The 22,893-nt window shown below is 70.5% G+C and carries 27 protein-coding genes; 13 read left to right on the forward strand and 14 right to left on the reverse strand.

Annotated features, from left to right (window positions below; genetic code table 11):
• Positions 1-151: 151 nt before the first annotated feature.
• Positions 152-901, forward strand: a complete 750-nt coding sequence (locus AB0B89_RS10785; RefSeq protein ID WP_358550909.1) for an SOS response-associated peptidase — start codon at positions 152-154, stop codon at positions 899-901.
• 187 nt (positions 902-1,088) lie between these two features.
• Positions 1,089-1,421: a TraR/DksA family transcriptional regulator gene (locus AB0B89_RS10790; RefSeq protein WP_358550911.1), complete on the forward strand. Its 333-nt coding sequence runs from the start codon at positions 1,089-1,091 to the stop codon at positions 1,419-1,421.
• Positions 1,422-1,434: 13 nt separating this feature from the next.
• On the opposite strand, the gene AB0B89_RS10795 is transcribed toward AB0B89_RS10790, so the two are convergent.
• A complete protein-coding gene (locus AB0B89_RS10795) occupies positions 1,435-2,181 on the reverse strand; it encodes a methyltransferase domain-containing protein (protein WP_358550913.1) in 747 nt (248 codons plus the stop codon).
• Positions 2,182-2,417: 236 nt separating this feature from the next.
• Between AB0B89_RS10795 and AB0B89_RS10800 the strand changes: the two genes are divergently transcribed.
• The 7 genes from AB0B89_RS10800 to AB0B89_RS10830 all read left to right on the forward strand — a co-directional run bounded on the left by AB0B89_RS10800 (position 2,418) and on the right by AB0B89_RS10830 (position 7,656).
• Positions 2,418-3,023 (forward strand): sigma-70 family RNA polymerase sigma factor, encoded by a 606-nt coding sequence (locus AB0B89_RS10800; protein ID WP_358550964.1) that lies wholly within the window; start codon positions 2,418-2,420, stop codon positions 3,021-3,023.
• A 76-nt stretch (positions 3,024-3,099) separates the two neighbouring features.
• Complete coding sequence (gene rsrA / locus AB0B89_RS10805) at positions 3,100-3,369, forward strand: mycothiol system anti-sigma-R factor (protein ID WP_358550915.1); 270 nt, start codon at positions 3,100-3,102, stop codon at positions 3,367-3,369.
• A 28-nt stretch (positions 3,370-3,397) separates the two neighbouring features.
• Positions 3,398-4,330 (forward strand): NAD-dependent epimerase/dehydratase family protein, encoded by a 933-nt coding sequence (locus AB0B89_RS10810; protein ID WP_358550917.1) that lies wholly within the window; start codon positions 3,398-3,400, stop codon positions 4,328-4,330.
• A 117-nt stretch (positions 4,331-4,447) separates the two neighbouring features.
• Complete coding sequence (locus tag AB0B89_RS10815; protein ID WP_358550919.1) at positions 4,448-4,570, forward strand: hypothetical protein; 123 nt, start codon at positions 4,448-4,450, stop codon at positions 4,568-4,570.
• Positions 4,571-4,602: 32 nt separating this feature from the next.
• On the forward strand, positions 4,603-5,955 hold the full coding sequence (locus AB0B89_RS10820) for an HD-GYP domain-containing protein (RefSeq protein WP_358550921.1): 1,353 nt from the start codon (positions 4,603-4,605) through the stop codon (positions 5,953-5,955).
• Between the two features lie 65 nt (positions 5,956-6,020).
• Positions 6,021-7,232: an HD domain-containing phosphohydrolase gene (locus AB0B89_RS10825; protein ID WP_358550966.1), complete on the forward strand. Its 1,212-nt coding sequence runs from the start codon at positions 6,021-6,023 to the stop codon at positions 7,230-7,232.
• A gap of 211 nt (positions 7,233-7,443) precedes the next feature.
• The gene (locus tag AB0B89_RS10830) at positions 7,444-7,656 is read left to right on the forward strand and encodes a biotin/lipoyl-binding carrier protein (RefSeq protein WP_358550923.1); all 213 of its coding nucleotides are present in this window, start codon (positions 7,444-7,446) and stop codon (positions 7,654-7,656) included.
• Positions 7,657-7,686: 30 nt separating this feature from the next.
• On the opposite strand, the gene AB0B89_RS10835 is transcribed toward AB0B89_RS10830, so the two are convergent.
• Entirely contained in the window at positions 7,687-8,067 is a 381-nt protein-coding gene (locus AB0B89_RS10835; protein WP_358550925.1) for a hotdog domain-containing protein, read from the reverse strand.
• Between the two features lie 445 nt (positions 8,068-8,512).
• Here AB0B89_RS10835 and AB0B89_RS10840 point away from each other — a divergent pair, with 445 nt between their 5' ends.
• A complete protein-coding gene (locus AB0B89_RS10840) occupies positions 8,513-10,252 on the forward strand; it encodes a protein kinase (protein ID WP_358550927.1) in 1,740 nt (579 codons plus the stop codon).
• 56 nt (positions 10,253-10,308) lie between these two features.
• On the opposite strand, the gene AB0B89_RS10845 is transcribed toward AB0B89_RS10840, so the two are convergent.
• From AB0B89_RS10845 to AB0B89_RS10870, 6 genes are all read right to left on the reverse strand, one after another.
• The gene (locus AB0B89_RS10845) at positions 10,309-11,955 is read right to left on the reverse strand and encodes an acetolactate synthase (RefSeq protein WP_358550929.1); all 1,647 of its coding nucleotides are present in this window, start codon (positions 11,953-11,955) and stop codon (positions 10,309-10,311) included.
• A 75-nt stretch (positions 11,956-12,030) separates the two neighbouring features.
• Positions 12,031-13,029, reverse strand: a complete 999-nt coding sequence (gene bioB, locus AB0B89_RS10850) for a biotin synthase BioB (RefSeq protein WP_358550931.1) — start codon at positions 13,027-13,029, stop codon at positions 12,031-12,033.
• A gap of 28 nt (positions 13,030-13,057) precedes the next feature.
• The gene (bioD, locus tag AB0B89_RS10855; RefSeq protein WP_358550933.1) at positions 13,058-13,774 is read right to left on the reverse strand and encodes a dethiobiotin synthase; all 717 of its coding nucleotides are present in this window, start codon (positions 13,772-13,774) and stop codon (positions 13,058-13,060) included.
• A gap of 43 nt (positions 13,775-13,817) precedes the next feature.
• On the reverse strand, positions 13,818-14,573 hold the full coding sequence (locus AB0B89_RS10860) for a GntR family transcriptional regulator (protein WP_358550935.1): 756 nt from the start codon (positions 14,571-14,573) through the stop codon (positions 13,818-13,820).
• Positions 14,570-15,751 carry an 8-amino-7-oxononanoate synthase gene (locus AB0B89_RS10865; protein WP_358550937.1) on the reverse strand — a complete coding sequence of 394 codons (1,182 nt, stop codon included), beginning with the start codon at positions 15,749-15,751 and terminating at the stop codon, positions 14,570-14,572. Before AB0B89_RS10865 ends, AB0B89_RS10860 begins: the two co-directional genes overlap by 4 nt.
• On the reverse strand, positions 15,748-15,879 hold the full coding sequence (locus AB0B89_RS10870) for a hypothetical protein (protein ID WP_358550939.1): 132 nt from the start codon (positions 15,877-15,879) through the stop codon (positions 15,748-15,750). The genes AB0B89_RS10865 and AB0B89_RS10870 overlap by 4 nt, the downstream gene beginning before the upstream one ends.
• A gap of 69 nt (positions 15,880-15,948) precedes the next feature.
• On the opposite strand from AB0B89_RS10870, the gene AB0B89_RS10875 reads away from it, so the two are divergent.
• Positions 15,949-17,412: a histidine kinase N-terminal domain-containing protein gene (locus AB0B89_RS10875; protein ID WP_358550941.1), complete on the forward strand. Its 1,464-nt coding sequence runs from the start codon at positions 15,949-15,951 to the stop codon at positions 17,410-17,412.
• A 158-nt stretch (positions 17,413-17,570) separates the two neighbouring features.
• Here the strand turns inward: AB0B89_RS10875 and AB0B89_RS10880 are convergent, their stop codons facing one another.
• Both AB0B89_RS10880 and AB0B89_RS10885 read right to left on the reverse strand, forming a co-directional pair.
• Positions 17,571-17,825 (reverse strand): WhiB family transcriptional regulator, encoded by a 255-nt coding sequence (locus AB0B89_RS10880; protein WP_358550943.1) that lies wholly within the window; start codon positions 17,823-17,825, stop codon positions 17,571-17,573.
• Between the two features lie 287 nt (positions 17,826-18,112).
• Positions 18,113-19,108 (reverse strand): diacylglycerol kinase family protein, encoded by a 996-nt coding sequence (locus AB0B89_RS10885; RefSeq protein ID WP_358550945.1) that lies wholly within the window; start codon positions 19,106-19,108, stop codon positions 18,113-18,115.
• Positions 19,109-19,168: 60 nt separating this feature from the next.
• On the opposite strand from AB0B89_RS10885, the gene AB0B89_RS10890 reads away from it, so the two are divergent.
• Positions 19,169-19,546 carry a hypothetical protein gene (locus AB0B89_RS10890; protein WP_358550947.1) on the forward strand — a complete coding sequence of 126 codons (378 nt, stop codon included), beginning with the start codon at positions 19,169-19,171 and terminating at the stop codon, positions 19,544-19,546.
• Positions 19,547-19,587: 41 nt separating this feature from the next.
• On the opposite strand, the gene AB0B89_RS10895 is transcribed toward AB0B89_RS10890, so the two are convergent.
• The 3 genes from AB0B89_RS10895 to sodN form a co-directional block, all read right to left on the reverse strand.
• The gene (locus AB0B89_RS10895) at positions 19,588-20,388 is read right to left on the reverse strand and encodes an RNA polymerase sigma factor SigF (protein ID WP_344952723.1); all 801 of its coding nucleotides are present in this window, start codon (positions 20,386-20,388) and stop codon (positions 19,588-19,590) included.
• Complete coding sequence (locus AB0B89_RS10900) at positions 20,385-20,822, reverse strand: anti-sigma factor (RefSeq protein ID WP_358550949.1); 438 nt, start codon at positions 20,820-20,822, stop codon at positions 20,385-20,387. Before AB0B89_RS10900 ends, AB0B89_RS10895 begins: the two co-directional genes overlap by 4 nt.
• Positions 20,823-21,051: 229 nt before the next feature.
• On the reverse strand, positions 21,052-21,453 hold the full coding sequence (gene sodN / locus AB0B89_RS10905; protein ID WP_358550951.1) for a superoxide dismutase, Ni: 402 nt from the start codon (positions 21,451-21,453) through the stop codon (positions 21,052-21,054).
• Between the two features lie 82 nt (positions 21,454-21,535).
• Between sodN and AB0B89_RS10910 the strand changes: the two genes are divergently transcribed.
• Entirely contained in the window at positions 21,536-21,847 is a 312-nt protein-coding gene (locus AB0B89_RS10910) for a S24 family peptidase (RefSeq protein ID WP_358550952.1), read from the forward strand.
• On the opposite strand, the gene AB0B89_RS10915 is transcribed toward AB0B89_RS10910, so the two are convergent.
• A complete protein-coding gene (locus AB0B89_RS10915) occupies positions 21,828-22,370 on the reverse strand; it encodes a CGNR zinc finger domain-containing protein (protein ID WP_358550954.1) in 543 nt (180 codons plus the stop codon). The two genes, AB0B89_RS10910 and AB0B89_RS10915, sit on opposite strands and share 20 nt — an antisense overlap.
• Positions 22,371-22,893 lie beyond the last annotated feature (523 nt).

Here is a 22,893-nt window from a genome sequence, read left to right on the forward strand (position 1 = left end):
AGCCTCTCGTGGAAAGGGGTCACGCTACCCTCCGCGCGGCCGCCGCTCGCGCCCGTCCGGGCATGATCGAGGGGAGGTCCTCCGCCGTGACCGGAGGAACCTCGCGGTCAGGAGGCCGCGCGGTCGGCGATGGTGCGGCAGTCTATGGGGCATGTGCGGGAGATACGCCTCAACCAAGAAGCGCCAGGAGTTGCTGGAGGAGTTCGAGATCGCGGCGGACGGGACGTCCGACGAGCTCCCCGCCGACTACAACGTGGCCCCGACCAAGATGGTCTACGCCGTGCTCACGCGCCCCCAGGCGAAGGACGGGGAGGACGGCGCCGAGCCCGAGCCCACCAGGCAGCTCCGCGTGCTCAAGTGGGGGCTCGTGCCCAGCTGGGCCAAGGACCCCTCCGTCGGCTCCCGGATGATCAACGCCAGGGTCGAGACGCTCGCCGAGAAGCCCTCGTTCCGCAAGGCCTTCGCGCGGCGCCGGTGCCTGCTGCCCGCCGACGGCTACTACGAGTGGTACAGGGCCGACAAGAAGACCAAGCAGCCGTACTTCATCCACCCGTCCGACGGCGAGGTGATGGCCATGGCCGGGCTGTACGAGTTCTGGAAGGACCCCACCCGCGCGGACGACGACCCGCTGAAGTGGCTGACCACCTGCACGGTGATCACCACGACCGCCGAGGACGGTCTGGGGCACATCCACGACCGCATGCCCGTGATCATCGGGCGCGACCGGTGGGCCGACTGGCTCGACCCGGAGCGGACCGACCCCGCCAAGGTGCTCGACCTGCTCGACACGGGCCGGCCGAGCGGGCTCACCGCCTACCCGGTGTCGTCCGAGGTCAACAGCGTCAGGAACAACGGCCCGCACCTCCTGGAACGCGAGGAGCCCGAGACCGCCCTGTTCTGAGGCCCGTTGTAAAAGGCTGAGTCACATCGGTGTAAGAGCCCGGCCGAATGGGCATCCGGTGATAAAAGCGCGATGCCTCATCAGCTGAGAGTCACCGCCCAGAGCCCAGGGCCAGGCGGGAGTTCCGGGGGATCCCGTTCGAGGCCGTACCTATTTCGTACCCATTTCTTCCCGGAGGTGCGGATTCGTGGACGACGCGACCGCTCGGGCCCAACTGGAGAGCATGCTGGCCGAACTCGACCGGTCCATCATGGTGTTGCGGGGAGATCCCGTCGCCGTGGGCGACAGGTCGGCGGCCGACGCCGGATCGGATCTCACCGACGCCGACCGCGCGCGTGCGATGATCGACGTGGCGACGCGGCAGCGCACGGCGGTGCTGGACGCTCTCAAGCGCATCGACGCCGGCGTCTACGGCAGCTGTGTGGACTGCGGGAAGCCCGTTCCCGAGGGCCGTCTCGCGGCTCGCCCGGAGGCCTCCCGCTGCGTCCAGTGCCAATCGGAACGGGAACGCCGCCGCTGACCGCCGCGGGGGCCTACTGGGGCCGGCGTGCGCTGGCCACGAGGTGGATGCCCACCGTGTCGTCGTCGTCGGGATGGGCGTCCAGCTCGGTACGGACGAGCCAGTTGAGCGACCGGGTGTCGGCGGCCAGGACGTGGTCCACGGTCGAGGGCGACAGCACCGTGCGCGGCCGTACCCACTCGACCTCCAGCCCGGCGTCGGCCAGCAGTTCGCGGAGTTGGGCGCTGGTGAAGCAGCGGGTGATGCTGCCGTCGGGCCACGGCACGAGCATCACCTCACCGGTGCCGGTCTGACACAGGTGAGCCCAGTAGTTCTGCTCCGCCATGATCGCCATGCCCAGCACCAGCGAGTCGACGCAGGCGAGCACGCGCCCGCCCGGCTTCAGCACGCGGACGACGTCCTCCATCGTGGACTCGGCCATGAGCTCCAGCGACAGCACGCGCTCCTCGGCGATGACCGCGTCGATCGAGGCGTCGGGCAGGAAGCCGAGATCGTCGGCACGCACCCTGCGGATCCTGTTGGAGGCGTCGCGCAGCCAGGGGTCGGGGGCGCGCCGGAAGTCGACCACCTCGATGACGCGGTGCCCCGCGCTCGCCGCCTGGGCCGGCCAGCGCCCGCGCCCGCCGGACAGGTCGAGCAGCAGGCAGGGCCGCTCGGGGAGCCAACGGCGGAGCTGCTCGGCCACGACGGCGTGGTAAAAGGTCCAGTACGGCCCGAGTGCGCCTGAGCCGTTCAGTTCGTTGGCTGGGATGGGCAGCACGAGTGGCTCCTGGACGGTCGGGGCTCCGGGGAATCGCTACCAGCCGGTACGTATCTTTTTCCCCGTACCGGGTCGTTCGTCACCTTCTACTTACCGGGAACAGATGCTATGCCTCGCGTGTTGCAGACGCGTGTAAACACGCGAGGAGGTTCCGTCCCATGCTGATGGCCGAGGTCGGTGATCGGGCGGCCGTACGCAAGCCGGTATTCTCGGCTGTGTACGGCGCGTATAAGGGGGTGGGTCCGGTCTCCAAGACAGCCGAGGAGACTCTGGAGCAGCGCAGCGAGCGGTTCGAGCGCGACGCGATGCCGTATCTCGAACAGCTCTACTCCGCCGCGCTCCGGATGACCAGGAATCCCGCGGACGCGGAGGACCTGCTCCAGGACACCTTCGCCAAGGCCTTCGGGTCCTTCCACCAGTTCCAGGAAGGCACCAACCTCAAGGCCTGGCTCTACCGCATCCTCACCAACACCTTCATCAACAGCTACCGCAAGAAGCAGCGGGAGCCCAAGCAGTCCGGCACCGAGGAGATCGAAGACTGGCAGCTCGCGCGTGCGGAGTCGCACACGTCGGCCGGCCTGAAGTCCGCCGAGGTGGAGGCGCTTGAGCACCTGCCCGACAGCGACATCAAGGACGCGCTGGCCGCGCTGCCGGAAGACTTCCGCATGGCGGTCTATCTGGCCGATGTCGAAGGGTTCCCTTACAAGGAGATCGCCGACATCATGGGCACCCCCATAGGGACCGTGATGTCACGTCTGCACCGGGGGCGGCGTCAGCTGCGGACGCAACTCGAGGACTACGCACGCGGACGCGGGCTTGTGCGATCGGAGGAGCCGTCGTGACGGAGCGCGGCGAGATTGATCAATCATCACTGGTGACAGGCGGTCGGGCCTGCGGCGCCCTGGCGAGGTGTTGGGCATGAGCTGTGGCGAGCCGCACGACACCGACTGCAAGGAAGTGCTGGACAAGGTCTACACCTTCCTCGACGGCGAGCTCGATGAGCTCCGGCGGTCCGACATACGCCAGCATCTCGACGAGTGCGGGCCCTGCCTGGAGGAATACGGCCTGGAGCAGGTCGTCAAACAGCTCGTCGCCAAGCACTGCGGGTGCGACACCGTGCCGGAGGATCTCCGGTCGAAGGTCCTCAGGCGCATAGAGTCCGTACGGGCTCAGCTCGCCTCGGAGTGACCATCGGTTGATCCCCTAGTATGCCGGGATGCGGATACTCGTAACCGGAGGGGCCGGGTTCATCGGATCGACCCTCGTCGATCGGCTGCTGGCCGACGGGCATGAGGTCGCCGTGGTGGACGACCTGTCGTCGGGCGAGCGCGGCAACCTCGCCTCCGCGGAGGGGAATCCCAGGTTCCAGCTGCATGAGCTGGACATCAGGGAGCCCGCGCTGAACGGTCTGATGACCGAGTGGAGGCCCGAGGTCGTCTGCCACCTCGCCGCGCAGATCAGCGTGCGCGCCAGCGTGGCCGACCCGGTGTTCGACGCCCGGCTCAACGTCGGCGGCACGGTCAACGTGCTGGAGGCCGCCCGCACGGCCGGTGCCAGGAAGGTCGTCTACGCCTCCTCCGTCGCGGTGTACGGCCGTCCCGCCGTGATCCCCGTGCCGGGCGACGCCGCGACGGACGCGCGCTCCCCGTACGCGGCGTCCAAGCTCAGCGGCGAGATCTACCTGTCGATGTACAGGGCGCTGCACGGTCTGGAGTACACGACGCTGGTGCTGTCGAACGTCTACGGCCCGCGCCAGTCGCCCGTGGGCGAGGCGGGCGTCGTCTCGATCTTCACCGACGCGCTGCTGCGCGGCGCGCCGACCGTCGTCTACGGCGACGGCTCCCAGACCCGCGACTACATCTTCGTCGACGACGTGGTCGACGGGTTCGTGCGCGCCTGCGGGGGGAGGGGCGGCGGGGGCAGGTTCAACCTCGGTACGGGCGTGCGGACCACCGACCGCGAGCTGCACACCCTGGTCGCCACCGCCGCGGGGGCGGCCGACGAGCCGCGCTCGGAGCCCACCCGGCTGGGCGACCTTCCGGCCATGGCGGTCGACCCCGCCCCGGCGCTCGAAGGCCTCGGCTGGCGCCCCCGCACCGATCTCCTGACCGGCCTCAAGGCCACCGTCGAATGGGCGAGATCGCGTTAGCTCCGGGTAGTGGTTTGATTACGCTTTGGATGCGATTCTTCGACTTCCCGTACGGGTCAGCTCGCTTTCTGTAGCCTGAAGCCGGACTCGATGGGGAGGCGGCACATGGTGAAGGCAATGGCCACACGCATGGTGGCGGCCATGGCGGTCAGCGGCCTTGGGTGGGCGCTCGGTCTGCTCGCGTCGGTGGTTCTCCTGGGGGGCACGGTCGAAGTGCCCTCGGGCATCTCCTGGACCTGAGCCCGTGCCCGTGACGGCCCGAGGCGGCGGCATTGCGTGATCTACCTTGGCCGGCGAAGGTCTACCTCATCCTGCTCGTCGGGGTGGCCGCGGCACTGATCGGGCGGGGCCTCGTCGTCCCCGGCCGCTTCGGCGAGCGCGAGTGGCCGACCTTGCTCGTCCTCGCCCTGCTGTTCCTGGTCTGCGAGTCGGTCCCGACCCTGCTGAACATCGAGCAGGCGGCGATGTCGGTCAGCTTCTCGGCGGCACTGGCCGCCGTGGTGCTGGTGGGCGACGTGGGCGCGGCCATGGTCGGGGCGACCGCCGTCCTGAGCGTGCGGCCCGGCCTCCCGCTCCACAAGAGGCTTTTCAACGGCGCGCAGTTCGCCATCTGCGGCTACACCGCCGGGTGGGTCTTCGACCGGCTCGGCGGGCACCATGACGTGCCCGGCGCCGACCGGTTCACCGACATGCTCGGTCCCTTCATGGGCGCGGCGGCGGTGTTCGTGCCGCTCAACTTCGTGCTGTTCGCGGTCATGCTGTCGCTGGCCGGGCAGCTGCGCACCGGTGAGGTCCCGCTGCGCGGGCTCGCCCAGTTCTTCGTCTCCTACCTCGGGTACGCCACGTTCGGCCTGCTGATCGCCGGGCTGTGGGCCACCGTCCAGTCGATCTCGGCGGTGCTCGTGCTGCTGCCGCTGTTCATCGCCCGGTGGGCCTTCGGCCAGTACCTCGCCCAGCAGCGGTCGTACGACGCGACCATCGCCGCCCTGTGCCAGGCGGTGGAGACCAAGGACTACTACACCCGTGGGCACTGCACCCGTGTCTCCAGCGCCTCGACCATGATCGCTGAGGAGATCGGCATGGGTCCCGAGCGGATGCGGGCCATCGGCTACGCCGGCATGCTGCACGACGTCGGCAAGCTCGGCGTCCCCACCAAGGTCCTGCAGAAGGAAGGCCGCCTGACCGAGGAGGAGTACGCCGCGATCCAGCTCCACCCGATGCGCGGCCTTGAGATCGTGCGCGGCATCGACTTCCTCGACGAGGCCTTCGCCGGGATCATGCACCACCACGAGCGCCAGGACGGCGGGGGGTATCCCATGGGCCTGGCGGGGGCCGAGATCCCCGAGTTCGCCCGCATCATCGCGGTGGCCGACGCCTTCGACTCCATGACCTCCGACCGCGCCTACCGCAAGGCGAAGTCGCTCGACGAGGCCATGGCCGAGCTGCGCAAGGGGGCGGGCACGCAGTTCGACCCGGTCATGGTCGGCGCCTTCATCAGGGCGCTCGACCGGCGTGGCTGGGATCCCCCCGGCAAGATGCCCGTGCCCGACGACGAGGCCGTCGAGACCGTCGCCAAGGACCACGACGATCCCACCATGCCGATCGAAGTGGCGTCCGAGCGGTGACCGTCGCGACCCGGCCCCTGCAGGGGCTCGACTCCGGTCAACTGCTGCTCATCTGCGCCGCCGGCATGGTCACCGTCGCCGGCGTCGCCCACACGGCGGCGGTGGGCCTCCTCGACGCCGAGATCGCGGTGGCCTTCGGCATGCTGGTCGCCGCCGGCGAGCTCGCCAGGCTCACGATGCCGGGCAACAGGGAGGTCGCGCCCATCGGGGCCGCCGCCGCCCTCGGGTACACCCTCCTGCTCGACGTGGGAGGTGTGCCGACGCGGCATTCGGCGCTCCAGGTGGTGGCCGTCATGTCGGCCGGCATGGCACTCGGCGCCCTGCCCCATCTCGCGGTGGGCAGGCCCCCGCAGCTCGACGCGATCGCGCGACGACTGCTCTCGGGGGCGCTGCTCGCCTTCGCCTACCGGCCACTCGCCTCGACGCTCTACGCCACCACCGACCACGGCACCGGCACCTGGTGGGTGGTCCTCGGCGTGATGGCCGCGCTCATCACGGCGATGCTGACGGCCGACGTGCTCATCGCCGCCGTGCTCAGGGCCGAGCAGGTCCGCACGGCCTTCCGTGTGGCCATCCGCGACGAGCTGCGCATGGCCGCGCCGCTCGGCGCCGCCGTCGCCGCCTCGGGCACCCTGCTGGCCCTCGCCTCGCACAGCATGAACCTCGCCGCCCTCGTCGTGTTCGCGGCCCCGCTGCTCGTCACCCAGGTTGCCTTCCGCAAGTACGCCGGCATCCGTGCCACCTACCTCCAGACCGTACGGGCGCTCGCCCGGGTCACCGAGGTCGGCGGGTACGTCGAGCCGGGGCACTCGCGCCGGGTCAGCCGCCTGTCGCTCGCGATCGGCCGCGAGCTCGGCATGGCCGAGCCCGAGCTGCTGGAGCTGGAGTACGCCGCGCTGATGCACGACATCGGCCAGCTCTCCCTGCGCGACCCCATCCCCGGGGGCGCCACCGTGCTCACCGATCCCGCGCAGGCCCGCAGCATCGCGGAGCTCGGGGCCGAGGTCATCAAGAAGACCGGCGTTCTCGACCGGGTGGCCGAGATCGTGCGCCGCCAGGGCGACTCCTTCACCGGTCCCGACCTCCCGCCGCTCGCCAGCCGCGTCATCAAGGCGGCCAACGCCTATGACGACCTGGTCGGGGGGTCCACCGACCGCGACCGCGCGGCGGCGGCGCTGGAGCGGCTGCGCGTCGACGGCGGCGACGAGTACGACCCCGCTGTGGTGGAGTCGATGGCCAGGGTCGTCGACAGGCACGCCCCCGTCCACCGCCTCTGAGCTGCCCGGTTGCCCTTCCAGGTGCGCGCGCGGTTGTGGGCCTTTTACAGCCGGGACACGGGGGCTCGGTGGGTTCGCGCGAAGGGTTCCAAGGAGACCCGGGCCATAAAGTGGTGAACCGTCGAAGGAAGTGCGACCGGTGTCCGAGACCGTTCTGGTGGCGGCGACAGCCCTCTGGCACAGTTGGATCATTTGAACGAGGGGAGTTCCGGTGGCGGAAGTACGTGCCGAGATGGTGGCGAACGTCTGGAAGGTCGTCGCGGCTGAGGGCGACAGCGTCAGCGAGGGCGACACGCTGGTCATCCTGGAGTCGATGAAGATGGAGATCCCGGTGCTCGCCGAGGACTCGGGCGTCCTGAGCCGGCTCAAGGTGGCCGAAGGCGACGTCATCCAGGAGGGTGACCTGATCGCGGTCATCGAGTGACGCGGGCCACGGGCGGGGCGGGGCTCCGGCTCAGCCGGTGAGCCCCGCCAGGAAGCGCTCACGGTCGACGACGACGCGCTCGATCGTGGCGGTGGCCACCGTGCGCTTGGCGTCCCTGGCGGTGACCTCGAAGACCAGGCGCCTGCCGTCCACCTCGACCAGTTCGGCGCTCACCTCCACGTGGGTGCCGACGGGGCTCGCCGCGCGGTGCTCAAGCGTCACCTTCGTACCGACCGACGTCTGCCCGGGGCCGAGGTGGTCGTGGACGGCCCGCACGGTGGCCGCCTCGGCGATCGCCAGCAGGCGCGGCGTGCCGAGCACGGGGACGTCGCCGCTGCCCATCTTGATCGCGGTGTCCGACCGCTCGACCATGATGAGGATCTCGGCGCGCAGCCCCGGGTCGATCGTCATGCGGGCAAGCCTAGTGCGGCGGGTACGTCTCCCCGTGCGACCGGGTGGCGCCTGTCATCCTGTTCGCACGGTCTCGTACCACCTTCACCGGTTGGCGGCCTGGACGGGTTACCGATGGAATACGCTTTTCGCGTGAGCCCCTACTGCGACCATTGCGGACGTCTCGACGGAGACGAGGACCATTCCGCATGCCGCTCCGCGCGGGACATGGAGCCACCACGCTACTGCCCGGCGTGCCGTCGCCGGCTGGTGGTGCAGGTGACGCCACGGGGCTGGTCCGCCCGCTGCGTCGAACACGGTGTGACGGCGCGCTGACACCCCGGCGTGAACTGTGTGACCACAGGGTTTTGTGACACCAGCGTGACCTGGCTGCGACACAAATCCGCTTTGTTGGAAACTCCGGGGTGACGTCGGTGTTGGACGGATTGGGGTAAGCGGGGGAGAGATGGTGGCCCAAGGGACCACGCTGGCGGGACGTTACCGGTTGGACGTCCGCCTCGGAGCCGGCGGCATGGGTGAGGTGTGGCGCGGTGAGGACACGGTCCTCGCGCGCACCGTCGCCGTGAAAGTGCTCTTACCAGGCCGGATGGACGACCCGGGCTTCGCCGCCCGCTTCCAGGGGGAAGCGCGCGCGATGGCGACGATCAACCATCCGGGTGTGGTCGACGTCTATGACTACGGCGTGAGCGACGTGCCGGGGGACGGCCCCACCGCCTATCTCGTGATGCGGTTCGTCGACGGCGAACCGCTCGATCGTCTGCTCACCCGGCTCACCCGCATCGCGCCCGAGCCCGCCATGGAGCTCATCGCGCAGGCCGCCTCGGCCCTTCAGGCCGTGCACGACCGGGGCATCGTGCACCGCGACGTCAAGCCCGGCAACCTGCTGGTCCGTCCCGACGGCACGCTCGTCCTCACCGACTTCGGCATCGCCCGAGCGGACATGGGCCACCGGCTGACCGACGCCGGCATGGTGCTCGGCACGGCCGCCTACTGTGCGCCCGAGCAGGCCGAGGGCCAGCCCGTCACCCCCGCCGTCGACCTTTATGCCCTTGGCGTGGTCGCCTACGAGTGCCTGGCCGGGTACCGGCCGTTCGACGGCGACACCCCTGTCACCATCGCCCTCAAGCACATCCGCGAGGACCCGCCCCCGCTGCCTCCCGACGTGCCTCCGGCCGTACGGCATCTCGTCGAGCGTGCCCTCGTCAAGGATCCGGCCCGCCGCTGGCGCAGCGCGGCCGAGATGAGCGTGGCCGCGCGCCAGGCCATGCGCGACGACACCGGGGCCTCGGTGGCGGTGTCCGGCATGGCCGGCCTCACCGGCATGGTCTCTTCGGAACGCACCACTTCCGGGCCCGGCCACCCGCACCAGCTCGCTGCGCCCGAGACCGGCGCCCATGCCGGACCCGCCTGGCGCGAGGGCGACGGCGTCCAGCCCACCACGGCCACGCCCCCGCCGTACATCCTGGCGACCTCCGCCTCTCCTGCGGCGGCTCATCTGCCGCCCTCAGTGCCCTCTCAGGGGCCCACTGGCACGTCTTCGGGCCAGCGGGGCACCCGAGGCAGGCGCGCGGCCGCTCCCAAGCGGGGCAAGGCGGGTCTGATCGTCGGCGTCATCGCCGCCGGAGTCCTGCTCGGCGGGGGCGGCGCGGTGGTGTTCAGGCAGTTCGCCGAGACCGGGGCGGTGGCCGGCGTCGTCGGGACCCAGTCGCCCACGCCCAGCGAGCCGGAGCCGACGCTGACGCGGACACGGCCACCTCGCCCGCCGAGGCCGAGTCCGTCGCCGCCGCGTTCCTCGCAGGGCACCGCCCAGGTGACCGAGGAGCCGTCGAGCACGCCGACCCCCACGGACACGGCGAAGCCCTCCCCCACCTCGACGAAGACCCGCACGCCCTCTCCGACCCCCTCGAAGGTGCCGGCGGCGAAGAAGACCGTGCCCGGGGTCATCAACCTGACCCAGCAGCTGGCGACGACGAAGCTCCGGGCCGCCGGCTTCAAGACCAAGGTCGACGTCAGCGGGACCCCCAGCGACGAGGGCTGCACCCGCGTGCTCGACCAGGACCCGGCCGGGGGCACCTCCTGGCCCGTCGACCGCTACGTGACGATCGTCGTGGAACAGGGCATCCCCTGCGGCGACGAGCCCAGCGCCACTCCGACCCCGACGCCGACCCCGACGGCCACCTCCTGACCCCCGGCTCCGGCGGCCGTCCCGTGGACGCCGCCGGGGTGCCGGTGGCCGTGCGGTCAGATGCCCGTGGTGGTGCGCGGGTAGGCGATCTGCGGGTCGGTGGCGATGTTGACCATGTAGGGCACGCCCGAGTCGAACGCGCGGCGCAGCGCGGGCCCGATCTCCTTCGGGGAGGTGACCAGCTCGCCCGCGCCGCCGAGGGCGGTGACGACCTGGTCGTACCGGCACTGCGGCTGCAGCTCGGCCGCCACGTCGTACCCGTACAGCATCTGCATGGGGTGCTTCTCCAGGCCCCAGATGCCGTTGTTGCCGCAGATCATCACGACCGGCAGCTTGTGGCGCACAAGCGTGTCGACGTCCATCAGCGAGAACCCGGCGGCGCCGTCGCCGAGCAGGAGCACGACCTGCGAGGACGGGCGGGCGATGCGGGCGGCGATGGAGTAGCCGAGCCCGGTGCCGAGGCAGCCGTACGGCCCGGGGTCGAGCCAGCAACCAGGCCTGCGGGGCTCGATGTACTTGCCGGCGTACGACACGAAGTCGCCGCCGTCGCCGATGACCACGGCGTCGTCGTCCAGAACGCGGTTGAGCTCGCCGTAGATGCGCATCGGGTGGATCGGGTCGGCGTCGGACTCCATCAGCTCGGCGTCGCCCGCGACGGCCGCCGCGGAGGCCTCGGCCAGCTTGGTGACCCAGGCCGCGTGGGACATGGGCGACACCCCCGCGTCGGAGCAGGCCGCCCGCAGGCCCCAGAAGAGCAGGGACAGGTCTCCGGCGGTCGAGGCCGCGGTGCCCACGTGGGTGGCGAGCTGGGACGGCGCGTCGGCCAGGTGCACGACCTTCGCCAGCGGGACGCCGTCCCTGCCGCCGAAGAAGCCGTAGCCGAGGCGGAAGTCGAGCGGGGTGCCCGCGACGATGACCAGGTCGGCCTGGGAGAACGCCATGCCGCGCGCCCGGGTCACGAGCAGCTCGTGCCCGGCGGGCAGGATGCCGCGCCCCTGGCCGTTGGGGATCACCGGCAGCCGGAAGGCCTCGGCGAAGTCGCGGGCCACCTCCTCCGCGCGGTCCATCCAGACGTCCGACCCCAGCACGAGCACCGGACGCTCGGCCTGGGAGATCAGCCGCGCGATCTCGGCGAGCGTCTCGGCGTCGGGCTCAAGGGGGGACGGCGTCAGTGTCTCGGCCTCATGCGCGGGGGAGGGCGAGAACAGGTGGTCCATGTAGAAGTCGAGGAACACCGGGCCGCGGTGCGGGGCGATCGCCGTGCGGAACGCCATCTCGACGTCCTGGCCGATCGAGTCGGCCCCGCCCGCCGTGAAGGCCAGCTTGGTGATCGTCTCGAACAGCGGGGGGTGGTCCATCTCCTGGAGCGCGCCCGACCCCCATCGGGAGGCCGGCGCGCGGCCGCCCATCACCACGACGGGCGAGCCGTTGAAGTGCGCGGTCGCGACGCCGCTGACACCGTTGGTGATGCCGGGGCCCGCGGTCAGCACCGCGAGACCCGGTTGTCGCGTCAGCCGAGCCGTGGCCTCGGCGGCGAAGACCGCGCTCTGCTCGTGCCGCACGTCGACGATGCGCATGCCTTCGTGAACGGCTCCGTCGTAGAGAGGGAAGACGTGGCCGCCCGACAGGGTGAACATGACTTCGGCACCATAGGCTCGTGAGACGGCGACCGCGATGTCACCGGCATGCTTTGCAGACTCCATGTCGTGAACTTACCTTTTCTGTCCCCGGTCAATCCTTGAGGGCTCATCTGAGCTGCTCAAGGGGCGACTCTAGGGTCAGAGCGTCGGCGAGAGAGCCTTGATGGGCATCTTCAGGTCCGCCAGGAGCTCCAGGTCTTGCTCGGGGGAACGGCCCAGCGTCGTGAGGTAGTTGCCGACGATGATGGCGTTCACCCCGCCGAGCATGCCGTCGCGCGTGCCGAGGTCGCCCAGGGTGAGCTCGCGCCCCCCGGCGTACCGCAGGATCGTGCGGGGCAGCGCCAGGCGGAACGTCGCGATCGTCTTCAGGGCCTCGGGGCCCTCCACCAGCGGCAACGACCCGAACGGCGTGCCGGGGCGCGGGTTGAGGAAGTTCAGCGGCACCTCGTCGGGACGCAGCTCGCCGAGCTGCCCGGCGAACTCGGCCCGCTGCTCCCTGGTCTCGCCCATGCCGATGATGCCGCCGCAGCACAGCTCCATGCCGGCCTCGCGGACCATCTCGCAGGTCTGCCAGCGCTCCTCCCATGTGTGGGTGGTCACCACCTGGCCGAAGTGGGAGCGCGCGGTCTCCAGGTTGTGGTTGTAGCGGTGGACGCCCATCTCGGCCAGCTCGTCGACCTGGTCCTGGGTGAGCATGCCGAGCGAGCAGGCGACGTTGATCTCGACGGCCTCGCGGATGGCCTTGACGCCCTCGCGGACCTGGTCCATGAGCCGCTGGTCGGGCCCGCGCACGGCGGCGACGATGCAGAACTCGGTCGCGCCCGTCTGCGCCGTCTCGACGGCCGCCTGGACGAGCGAGGGGATGTCGAGCCAGACGGACCGTACCGGGGAGGTGAACTGCCCGGACTGGGAGCAGAAATGGCAGTCCTCCGGGCAGCCGCCGGTCTTGAGGGAAACGATGCCCTCCACCTCGACCTCCGGGCCGCACCACGCCATGCGCACCTCGTGGGCGAGCGCGAGCAGCTCGGGAATGCGGTCGTCCGGCAGTTCCAGACATCGCAGGGCCTGAGCGGCGGAGAGCCCACGGCCTTCCTCGAGCACCTGAACCCGGGCGATCTCCAAGATGTCCATACTCATCGGTCCTGCGGCTCCCTTGTCGGTTGCGTCACAGACTAAGGGTTGCCCGGAACCGAGAAGTGTCGAACCCGCCGCCTAGCAGGGGCCCCAGTCCGTCATGGGCCACGCGGGCGAAGGCCGTACGGCCGAGCGCGCCGGCGCCCTCGGGGAGCACTCCCGCCAGGGGCCGGGCCGCGAGGGTCTCCAGGTCGGCCACGTTGCTCCGGTCGGCGACGCCGGGCTCGCGCGGCCAGGACCCGATCACCAGCCCCGCCAGGTCGAGCCCTCGGCCGGCGAGCGCCTCCAGCGTCAGCGCCGTGTGGTTCAGCGTGCCGAGCCCGGCCCTCGCCACCACAAGGACGGGGGCGCGCAGCGCGCGGGCCAGGTCGGCGATGGTGGCGCCCTCCTCGTCGAAGCGCACCAGCAGCCCTCCGGCGCCCTCGACGACCACCAGGCGGTGCGTCTCGGCCAGCTCGGCGGTGCGCTCGGCCACGTCGGCCAGGGACACGGGAGGAAGGCCGGACGCGCGGGCCGCCGCGGCCGGGGACAGCGGGTCGGGGAACCGCCCGAACTCGAACGTCGTGGTCACCCCGGACAGCCGGATGACCTCGTCGAGGTCTCCCGGCTCGCCGGCCGCGACGCCCGTCTGCGCGGGCTTCACCACCGCGACCGGCACCTCCCGCCGCAGGGCCAGCGCGGTGACGGCGGCGGTGACCACGGTCTTGCCCACACCGGTGTCGGTGCCGGTGACCACCAGAATGCTCACCGGCACCACCCTAGAGGCCCCGGGACGGGCCGGCGGGCAGGCCCTACGGCTGTCCCGGCGCGTTCGGCCCGCCGGACTCCGGCGGCCTGCGGAGGCGGGTGACGAACTTGTACCGGTCGCCTCGGTAGAGCGACTGGGCCCACTCCACCGGGTTGCCCTCCGCGTCGAAGGCGTGCCGGGTCAGCAGCAGCATCGGCAGGCCGACGTCCACGCCGAGAACCTGGGCGTCGTACGGGGTCGCCAGCACGGTCTCTATTATTTCCTCGGCGTCCGTCAGCTGGACGTTGTAGGCGTTGTGCAGGGTCTCGTACAGGGAGGCGTGCACCTCCAGCTCCCGCCGCAGCCGCGAGAAGCGCCGGGCGGACAGGTGGGTGGTGTCGATCGACATCGGCTCGCCGTTGGCCAGGCGCAGCCGGTGGATGCGCAGGACGCGGCCGCCCGGGTTGATGCACAGGCGGCGGGCCAGGGTCTCGTCGGCCGTGATGTAGTTGATGTCGAGGATCTTGGTGTCGGGCTCCAGGCCGACCGTGCGCAGATCCCCGGTGTACGACGTGAGCTGCAGCACCTGGGCCACCTTGGGCTGGGCGACGAAGGTGCCCTTGCCCTGGATGCGCAGGAGCCGCCCCTCGATGACCAGCTCGGTGAGCGCCTGCCTGACGGTCGTACGCGAGGTCTCGAAGCGCACGGCGAGGGCACGCTCGGGCGGCAGCGCCGCGCCGGCGGGCAGAGACTTGGTGAGTTCCAGCAAGTTCCGTTTGACGTCGTAGTACTTGGGAATCCGGGGAGAGTCTTCCGTCACACGTTCACCTTCATCTCGGCCACGGCGGTGAGCGCGCGTCCGATCACCGCGAGATCATCCGAACTCAGATTGGCCCGTGCGGTCAATCTCAGACAAGACCGGCCCGATGGCACCGATGGCGGGCGGAAGCACCCGGCGCGCACTCCGTGCTCCGCGAACACCGCGGCGGCGGAGAGCGCGACATGCGGAGGGCCGAGCACGACCGGCACGACGGCCGCCGCCGGGTCCGTGGTGAGAAGGCCACGGTCCCCGGCCGCGCGGGCCAGCGCCGACGCACGGTGCCGAGCCTGTCTTGGCAGGTCAGGATGGTCGCTCACGATATCAAGGGCCGCGAGTGCGGCGGCGGCGGCAGGGGGTGTGAGGCCGGTGTCGAAGATGAACGACCTACCCGTGTCGATCAGGGCGTCCACCACCTCGGACGCGCCTAGCACGGCTCCGCCCTGCGATCCGAGCGACTTGGACAATGTGACGGTTCTCACAACGGCCGGGGCGTCGGCGAGCCCGGCGTCGGCCACGGCGCCTCGCCCGCCCGAGCCGACCACGCCCAGTGAGTGCGCCTCGTCCACGACGAGCAGGGCCCCGTGCCGTACGGCCGCGGCGTAGAGGCCGGCGATGGGCGCGAGGTCGCCGTCGACGGAGAAGACCGCGTCGGTGACGACCAGGGCGTGCTCCTCCGTGCGGTTCGCCAGCGCCTTCTCGACCGCCTCGACGTCCTTGTGGGGCGTGACGACCACCCTGGCGCGTGAGAGGCGGCAGGCGTCGATGATCGAGGCGTGGTTGCCCTCGTCGCTCACCACCAGCCCGCCCGCTCCCAGCGTCGCGACCGCCGCGAGGTTCGCCAGGTATCCGGAGGAGAAGACCAGAGCACGCCTGGCGTGGGCGAAGGAGGCCAGCCGTTCCTCCAGCTCCGCGTGGAGGGTGGTCGTGCCCGTGACGAGCCGTGAGCCGGTCGAGCCGGTGCCCCACCGTCCGGTGGCCTCCACCGCCGCCGCGATCAGCCGCTCGTCGCGGGAGAGCCCGAGGTAGTCGTTGGAGGCCAGGTCGATGAGGCCGTCGTGGTCGGGGGTGCGGGGGCGCAGGGCGCGCTTGAGCCCGGCCGCCTCACGGGTGGCGGCGGCGGTGCGCAGCCGCGCCAGGGGATCTGCGTTCATGGTCTCGCTAAGGTCGGCGTCGTTCACGTGGCCTCTCCCGTGCCGGCCGTGCTCGCGACCCGGCGCGTGCCGGGGCCGTCCACGGTCTCGGTCGTGCCGGCGGCCACGCTCGCCGGACGTTCGACGGGGTAAGCGGGCACTTCTATGTGCTCCATCAGGAGAATCTTCCCAGGGCCGACGCTGTCGATTCGCTTTGGGCCGGGGTTAGCACGCATGATGCTCAGGTGCCGACTCTCAGCGACCTGGTGGCGCGCCACACCACTCTCGACCCGGCCGACCTTGAGTGGATGCATTCGCTGGTCACCGACTGGCAGCTCCTCGCCGACCTGTCCTTCGCCGACCTGATCCTGTGGATCCCCCTGCGGGACGAGTCCGGGTGGGTGGCCGTGGCGCAGATGCGCCCGACGACGGGTCCCACGGTCTACCACGACGACGTCGTCGGCTCGATCGTGGCGGCGGGGGAGCGTCCGCTGATCGACACGGCGTGGAACGAGCACCGCATCTGCCGCGAGGGCGACCCCGACTGGTCCAGTGGCGTGCCCGTGCGGGAGGAGACCATCCCGGTGCGGCGCGACGACCACTTCGTGGCGGTCATCCAGCGTTCGACCAACCTGTCCTCGGCGCGCACGCCGTCCCGGCTGGAGCTCACCTACCTGCAGAGCGCGTCCGACCTGGCGCAGATGGTCGCGGAGGGCCGTTTCCCCTTCCCGGAGGCGGCGCCGATCCTGGTCCGCTCCCCGAGGGTCGGCGACGGGCTGCTGAGGCTCGACCGCGCCGGGCGGGTGACCTACGCCTCGCCCAACGCCCTGTCGGCCTACCGGAGGCTCGGGCTCAACGCCGACCTCGTGGGCTCGGAGCTGGGCAAGACGACCGCCACCCTGTGCTACTCCGACGAGCCCATCAACGAGGACCTCATGCTCGTGGCGAGCGGCCGTTCTCCCCGGGAGACCGAGGTCGAGGCGGGCGCCAACGTGGTGCAGCTCCGCGCGATCCCGCTCATCGTGGGCGGCGGCCGCATCGGCGCGCTGGTGCTCATCAGGGACGTGACCGAGCTGCGCCGCCGCGAGCGCGAGCTGCTGACCAAGGACGCGACCATACGCGAGATCCACCACAGGGTGAAGAACAACCTCCAGACGGTGGCCGCGCTGCTGCGGCTCCAGGCGCGGCGGCTGCGCGTGCCCGAGGGGCGCGAGGCCCTGGAGGAGGCGGTGCGCCGGGTGGGCTCGATCGCGATCGTGCACGAGACGCTGTCCCACACACCCGAGGAGATCGTCGACTTCGACGACATCGCCGACCGCGTGATCTCGATGACCGGTGAGGTGTCGGCGGCCAACGTGATGCCGCGCCGGGTGGGGAGCTTCGGCATGCTCCCCGCGATGATCGCCACTCCGGTGGCCATGGTGCTGACCGAGTTGCTCCAGAACGCCGTCCAGCACGGGTTCGCGTACGGCAGCGGCACGATCAAGGTGATCGTCTCGCGCACCGAGGAGAGGCTCGACCTCATCGTGGCCGACGACGGCGAGGGCCTTCCCGAGGGCTTCGACCTGGAGGCGTCGACCAGCCTGGGCCTGCAGATCGTCCGCACGCTCGTCGTCGGGGAGCTGTCCGGCCGCCTCGCCGTCAAGCCGCGTCAGGGCGGGGGGACCGAGGTCTCCATGACCATCCCGGTGCAGCCGGTCGAGCGGTGACGGTGCGCTGCCGGTGCGCCTGGACACTGCGACGCCCGGCCATCGCGTGAGGCGATGCCGGGCGTGTCGGTTCCGTACGCCGCGACGCTGGGGCGGTGCGGAAGTCATGTGCGGTCCGGAGACGCTCCGGACTCAGGGGTTCGGTGCGACGTGCGGGCTCAGACGCCCGCGCGGGCTCGGGCGCGGGCGGTGCGGCGCTTGAGTGCGCGACGCTCGTCCTCGCTCAGACCGCCCCACACGCCGGCGTCCTGGCCGGACTCGATGGCCCACTTCAGGCATGGCTCACTGACCGGGCAGGCGCGGCAGACCTGCTTGGCCTCTTCGATCTGCATGAGAGCCGGTCCGGTGTTGCCGATCGGGAAGAACAGCTCGGGGTCCACGTCACGGCAGGCAGCGCGGTGGCGCCAGTCCATGCGTTCCACTCCTTCGTAGGTGGAGCCTGCGGCTCCGTCCGGTGACGGATGTTTGTGAACACTTTCACTAACCATGGCGAGATTTTGCCTGGGCCATATGTTGGGGGTCCAGGAAAACTCGCGTGAGCGCCGCAGACCTTCGAGGAACAGGGTGGGATCCTCAAACGTCCTACGTTCCGACGTCGTGTTGAGCTTTTCAGGCATGCCCAGGTCACGCAAGAGGTTTGGGAGAACGTTTTGCCGGATATGGATGTCGGATGCATCACACTATGACGGCATGTGATGCCTTAGACCAGAATTTGTAACGCGCCTGGAACGGACCGGAAAGTCACGCGCTCGCGCTCGCCGAGATAATCGCCGTCAAGTTGGAAGGCCATGGGCCGCCGGGCCGACAGGGTGAACTCCTCCTCGTCGTGCACATGGACTAGATGCCCACCCCTCGGCAGGCCAACCCGGTCGCCGATGATCTGGCGGATCAGGCGCGCCATGGCGGCCATGCCCATGCGCCGCAGGCCGAGCATGTCGAGCCCGGTGTCGAAACCCGCCCACGGCGTGGGGTTGACCGGCTGGTCGCCGATGTAGGTCCACGGCGCGGTGTTGCAGATGATCGTCATGAAGATGCCGTCGACAGGCCCGCGGTGAGGCCGTTCAAGCCGGATGGCCGGGTGGTGCCGGTCTGTCATGAAATAGTGCCGCAACGCGGTGTTGACGTACCGGCTCGGCGAGGCCTTGTACCCGGCGCTTCGCAGGCCTTCCATGGCGCGTATCACCTCGGCGTCGTACCCCAGCCCCGCACAGAAGGTGAAATATCGGCTGTTGGAGGGTTCTGGGGTGTCGTGAGCCGGCTTGGTGGCCTCGCCCGGCGAGGCGGCTCCGAGCGCGCCGTCCTCCCAGATCGCCTGGCCGAGGTTGACGGTGCGGCGCCGTCCTTCCCGGATCGCCTCCAGCACCGCGCCCATCGCCTCCACGGGACTGTTCGGCAGCCCGAGCGACCGGGCGAAGACGTTGGCGCTCCCGCCCGGGATCACGATCAGCGCGGGCCGCGCCCGATCGCCGTCGAGCATGCCGTTGACGGCCTCGTTTATGGTGCCGTCGCCGCCGAGGACGGCGATCACGTCGAACCCCTTCTCGCGTGCGGTGCCCGCGAGCACCGTCGCGTGACCTCGGTACCCGGTCTCCTCCACCGACAACTCGACGGCCGCGCCCAGAGCGCGTATGAGGACATCCCTCGTACGACGGTTCGTCGACGTCGCCATGGGGTTGATCAGGAGGAGTGCACGCATGTCGCCCAGCGTATCCACCGGTCGAGCACCTGCCACCGGGGTCAAGTAGGGTGACGCGATATGTTGAACCGTCCGGTGACCCTTGTCGTGGCCGCCGTCGTCCTCGCCCTGGAGGGCCTCACCGCCGTCGTGCTCGGCGGCTATGCCGCGGTGGAGACCGTCATCGGCAAGCCGGCCGACGTGAGCAGTTCCATCGTCGTCTCGGCGTTCGGCATCGGCATCGGCGCCGCCCTGATCTGGGTGGCATGGGGCGTGCTCGGGGCGGCCCGGTGGAGCCGGGCACCTGGAGTGGTCACGCAGATCTTCGCGCTGCCGGTCGCCGTCTCGCTGGTGCAGTCGGCGCAGACCGTGCCGGGCGTGCTTCTGATCGTGGTGGCGCTGGCCGGTCTGGTCGCGCTGCTGGCGCCCGCGACGACGCGGGCCATGATCGGAGACTAGCCCGACCGGTGGCCGGCCGGGGCAGGGTCGGGCTTCGGCGGTCAGTCTTCGGCGGTGAGGCCCTCGCGGAGCTGGGCCAGGGTGCGGGCGAGCAGGCGCGAGACGTGCATCTGGGAGATGCCCAGCTCGGTGGCGATCTGCGACTGCGTCATGTTGCCGAAGAAGCGCAGCAGCAGGATGCGCTTCTCGCGAGGCGGAAGCCGTTCGAGCAGCGGCTTCAGCGACTCGCGGTACTCCACGCCTTCCAGGGACTCGTCGACGATGCCGAGCGAGTCGGACACGGCCGGCGCGTCGTCGTCACCGGAGTCGGGCGCGTCGAGGGACACCGTGGAGTAGGCGTTGGCCGACTCAAGGCCCTCCAGCACCTCTTCCTCGGTCATCTGCAGGTGGGCGGCCAGCTCGGCGACGGTGGGCGCCCGGCCCTGACGCTGCGACAGCTCGCTGATGGCCTTCGTCAGCGAGAGCTTCAGCTCCTGCAGGCGGCGCGGCACCCGGACCGCCCAGCCCTTGTCGCGGAAGTGGCGCTTGATCTCGCCCACGATGGTCGGGGTGGCGTAGGTGGAGAACTCCACGCCCCGGGCCAGGTCGAAACGGTCGATCGACTTGATCAGGCCGATCGTGGCGACCTGGGTGAGGTCGTCGAGCCACTCGCCCCGGTTGCGGAAACGCCGGGCCAGGTATTCGACCAGGGGCAGGTGCAGCTCGACCAGCTCGTCGCGGATGCGCTGGCGACGCGGGTCGTCGGCGGGCAACTCCGCCAGCTCGCCGAACAGCCCACGGGCCCGAACCCTGTCGGGGACGGTGCTGTCACTGCCGGCCACGGCCCGGGTCCTCTCCGTCACGACAGCCTCGCAGCGCCTCGGCGCTTGTGCAGCACGATTGCCATGCGGTCGGGTGTGTCGGTCTCGGCGTCCACGTCGTCGGCCAGCGCTGTGAGCACCATCCAGGCGAAGTCGTCGCGTTTGGGCTCGGCCTGGCCGACCGTGCCGACCTCGACCCGGACGATCATCTCCTGGCCCGTCAGCTCGAACTCGGCGATCAGATCGGTGCCGGGCACGGCGTGGCCCAGCAGCATGGCGCACGCCTCGTCGACCGCGATACGAAGATCCTCGATCTCGTCCAGGGTGAAGTCGAGGCGCGCGGCCAGCCCCGCCGTGGCCGTGCGCAGCACGGACAGGTAGGCACTCGCAGCGGGCAGTCGCACGCTCACCGCGTCACGGATCCCCGCGAGCCCACCGGGGATGCCGCCGGCCCGCGTCGCTGTCTCGTCGGTCACGTTCCTCCTCGCACAGAGCTGCTGATTAGCAACTTACCGCCCCTCGCCCCGTGTTGCAGGGCTGGGACGCGCCGATAGTCGTGATCTTGTAGAAATGCGGCCGGTTTCCCTGACGTCCCGCTGTCCTTTCGTTGACATCCGGGGGCGTTTGCCAGGCTCCTGGCCTCGTGAGACGCCTCTGGCCTCGCGCGAAAGCAGACCGCACGAGGCCAGAACGGGGCGAAGAGTCTCAGGCGGCCTTGGTCTCCCAGAAGATCTTCGAGATATCGTCGATCTTCCCGAGAAGGTCGTCGGCCTTGCTCACGTCCACGGTGCCCTTGGCGCCCGCGGCTCCGGCCAGCTTCGTCGCGTCCCAGAACAGCTGGTGGAGCTGGGGGTACTGCTCCAGGTGCGGGGGCTTGAAGTAGTCGGTCCACAGCACCCACAGGTGGTGCTTGACCAGGTCGGCGCGCTCCTCCTTGATCGACAGCGCGCGCGCACGGAACACCGGGTCGTCGTTGTCGGCGTACTTCTGCATGATCGCCTTCACGGACTCGGCCTCGATGCGAGCCTGGGCGGGGTCGTACACCCCACAGGGGAGATCGCAGTGCGCGGAGGCGACATGGCCAGGCCGCAACAGTCGTGCGAGCATCGGTTTCCTTCCTTGATGCTGATAACAGACAGCACTATCCAGTGCCCAACTTACTCGCCTTGATTCACAGAGATGGCAGGGGATGTCGTTCATCAGGGTGCGCGTCGAAGGCGATTCGATGCTGCCCGTCCTCCGGCCGGGGGACTGGCTCGTCGTCCGCCGCGGCGCCGCGGTGCGGCCCCGCGATCTCGTCCTCGCCCGGCTGCCCGGCGACCCCGCCAAGATGATCGTCAAGCGGGCGGCGTGGCGCGACCGGGACGGGTGGTGGCTGGAGAGCGAGAACCAGCGGGCGCCCGGGCGCAAGGACAGCTGGGACTTCGGCGCGGTGCCTCCGTCGATGGTGCTCGGCCGCGTGATGTTCCGCTACTGGCCGTTCAGGCGCGGTGGCCGCTGAGGTCGCGCCGGCGGGCGCGGTAGGCCGCCACGTTGGCCCGGCTGGCGCAGCGCTCCGAGCAGTAGCGGCGGGACCGGTTGGAGGAGGTGTCGAGGTAGGCGCGGTGGCACGGGGACGCCTGGCAGTACCCGAGCCGGTCGACGCCGAGCTCGGTGACCAGCGCGGTGAGCCCCATGATCGCGCCCGCGGCGTACTCGTCGGAGAGGCGGCCGCCCTCGGTGAGGTGCAGGTGCCAGCGCTGCCCGTCGTGGCGGGAGATCTGCGGATGGACCGGATGCCGCGTCAGCAGGGCGTTGAGCCGGTCGACGGCGTTCTGCTCGTCGTGACGCGCGGCCGCGGCGAAGACGGCGGCCAGCTCGCGGCGCAGCTCGCGCAGCGCTTCGAGGTCGGCGCGGCCGAGGCGGCCGGCCTGTCTCGCGCGGCCGGCCTCGACGAGGAAGCGCCGTGCGCCCTCCAGTGAGCTCAGCGCGTCCTCGCTGTTGACCAGCAGCACCGCCAGCTCGGCGTATGAGGTCAGGTCCACTGTGGAATTCCACCGCTGTAAGAGACGAGTCGGGACATCGAGTATTACACGGAACGACCGGCGGAGCGGGTGGGCGGCGGCGGCGTGCGCGTGCGGTCCAGGGTACGGAGCGGGAGGGAGGGCGGCGGCGGCGTGCGGGTGCGGTCCAGGGGTACGGGGCGGGCGCGGCGTCCGAGCGGTGCCGATGTCGCCGGCCGGGGTGGCCGGGGGCGGCGGTACGGGTCGGACGCCGGAACGCCTCGGGTGGAGATGGGGGTATCGAGACCAAGCGCGACGGGTAAGAGCTGGTCAGGGGGGAAAAGTAGCGATATGTCCGGTTGGATGCGCCTGGCGCTCGGCAATGGCCGCCAGTTCTGTGGCAGAGCCGACATCGGCAGGCGTCTCGACATGTGGCACAATCAAGCAACGGGTGACCCCCGTACCCCCTCAAGAGACGACCGTCAACGACGACGGCCGCCGGGCGGCTACAGAAGCCTGGGCCTGCGTTCGCCTGCGGCGTCTACCGAAGGAATCCGTCCTTAGA

It is taken from the genome of Sphaerisporangium sp. NPDC049002 (assembly GCF_040649355.1).
Taxonomy (GTDB): domain Bacteria; phylum Actinomycetota; class Actinomycetes; order Streptosporangiales; family Streptosporangiaceae; genus Sphaerisporangium.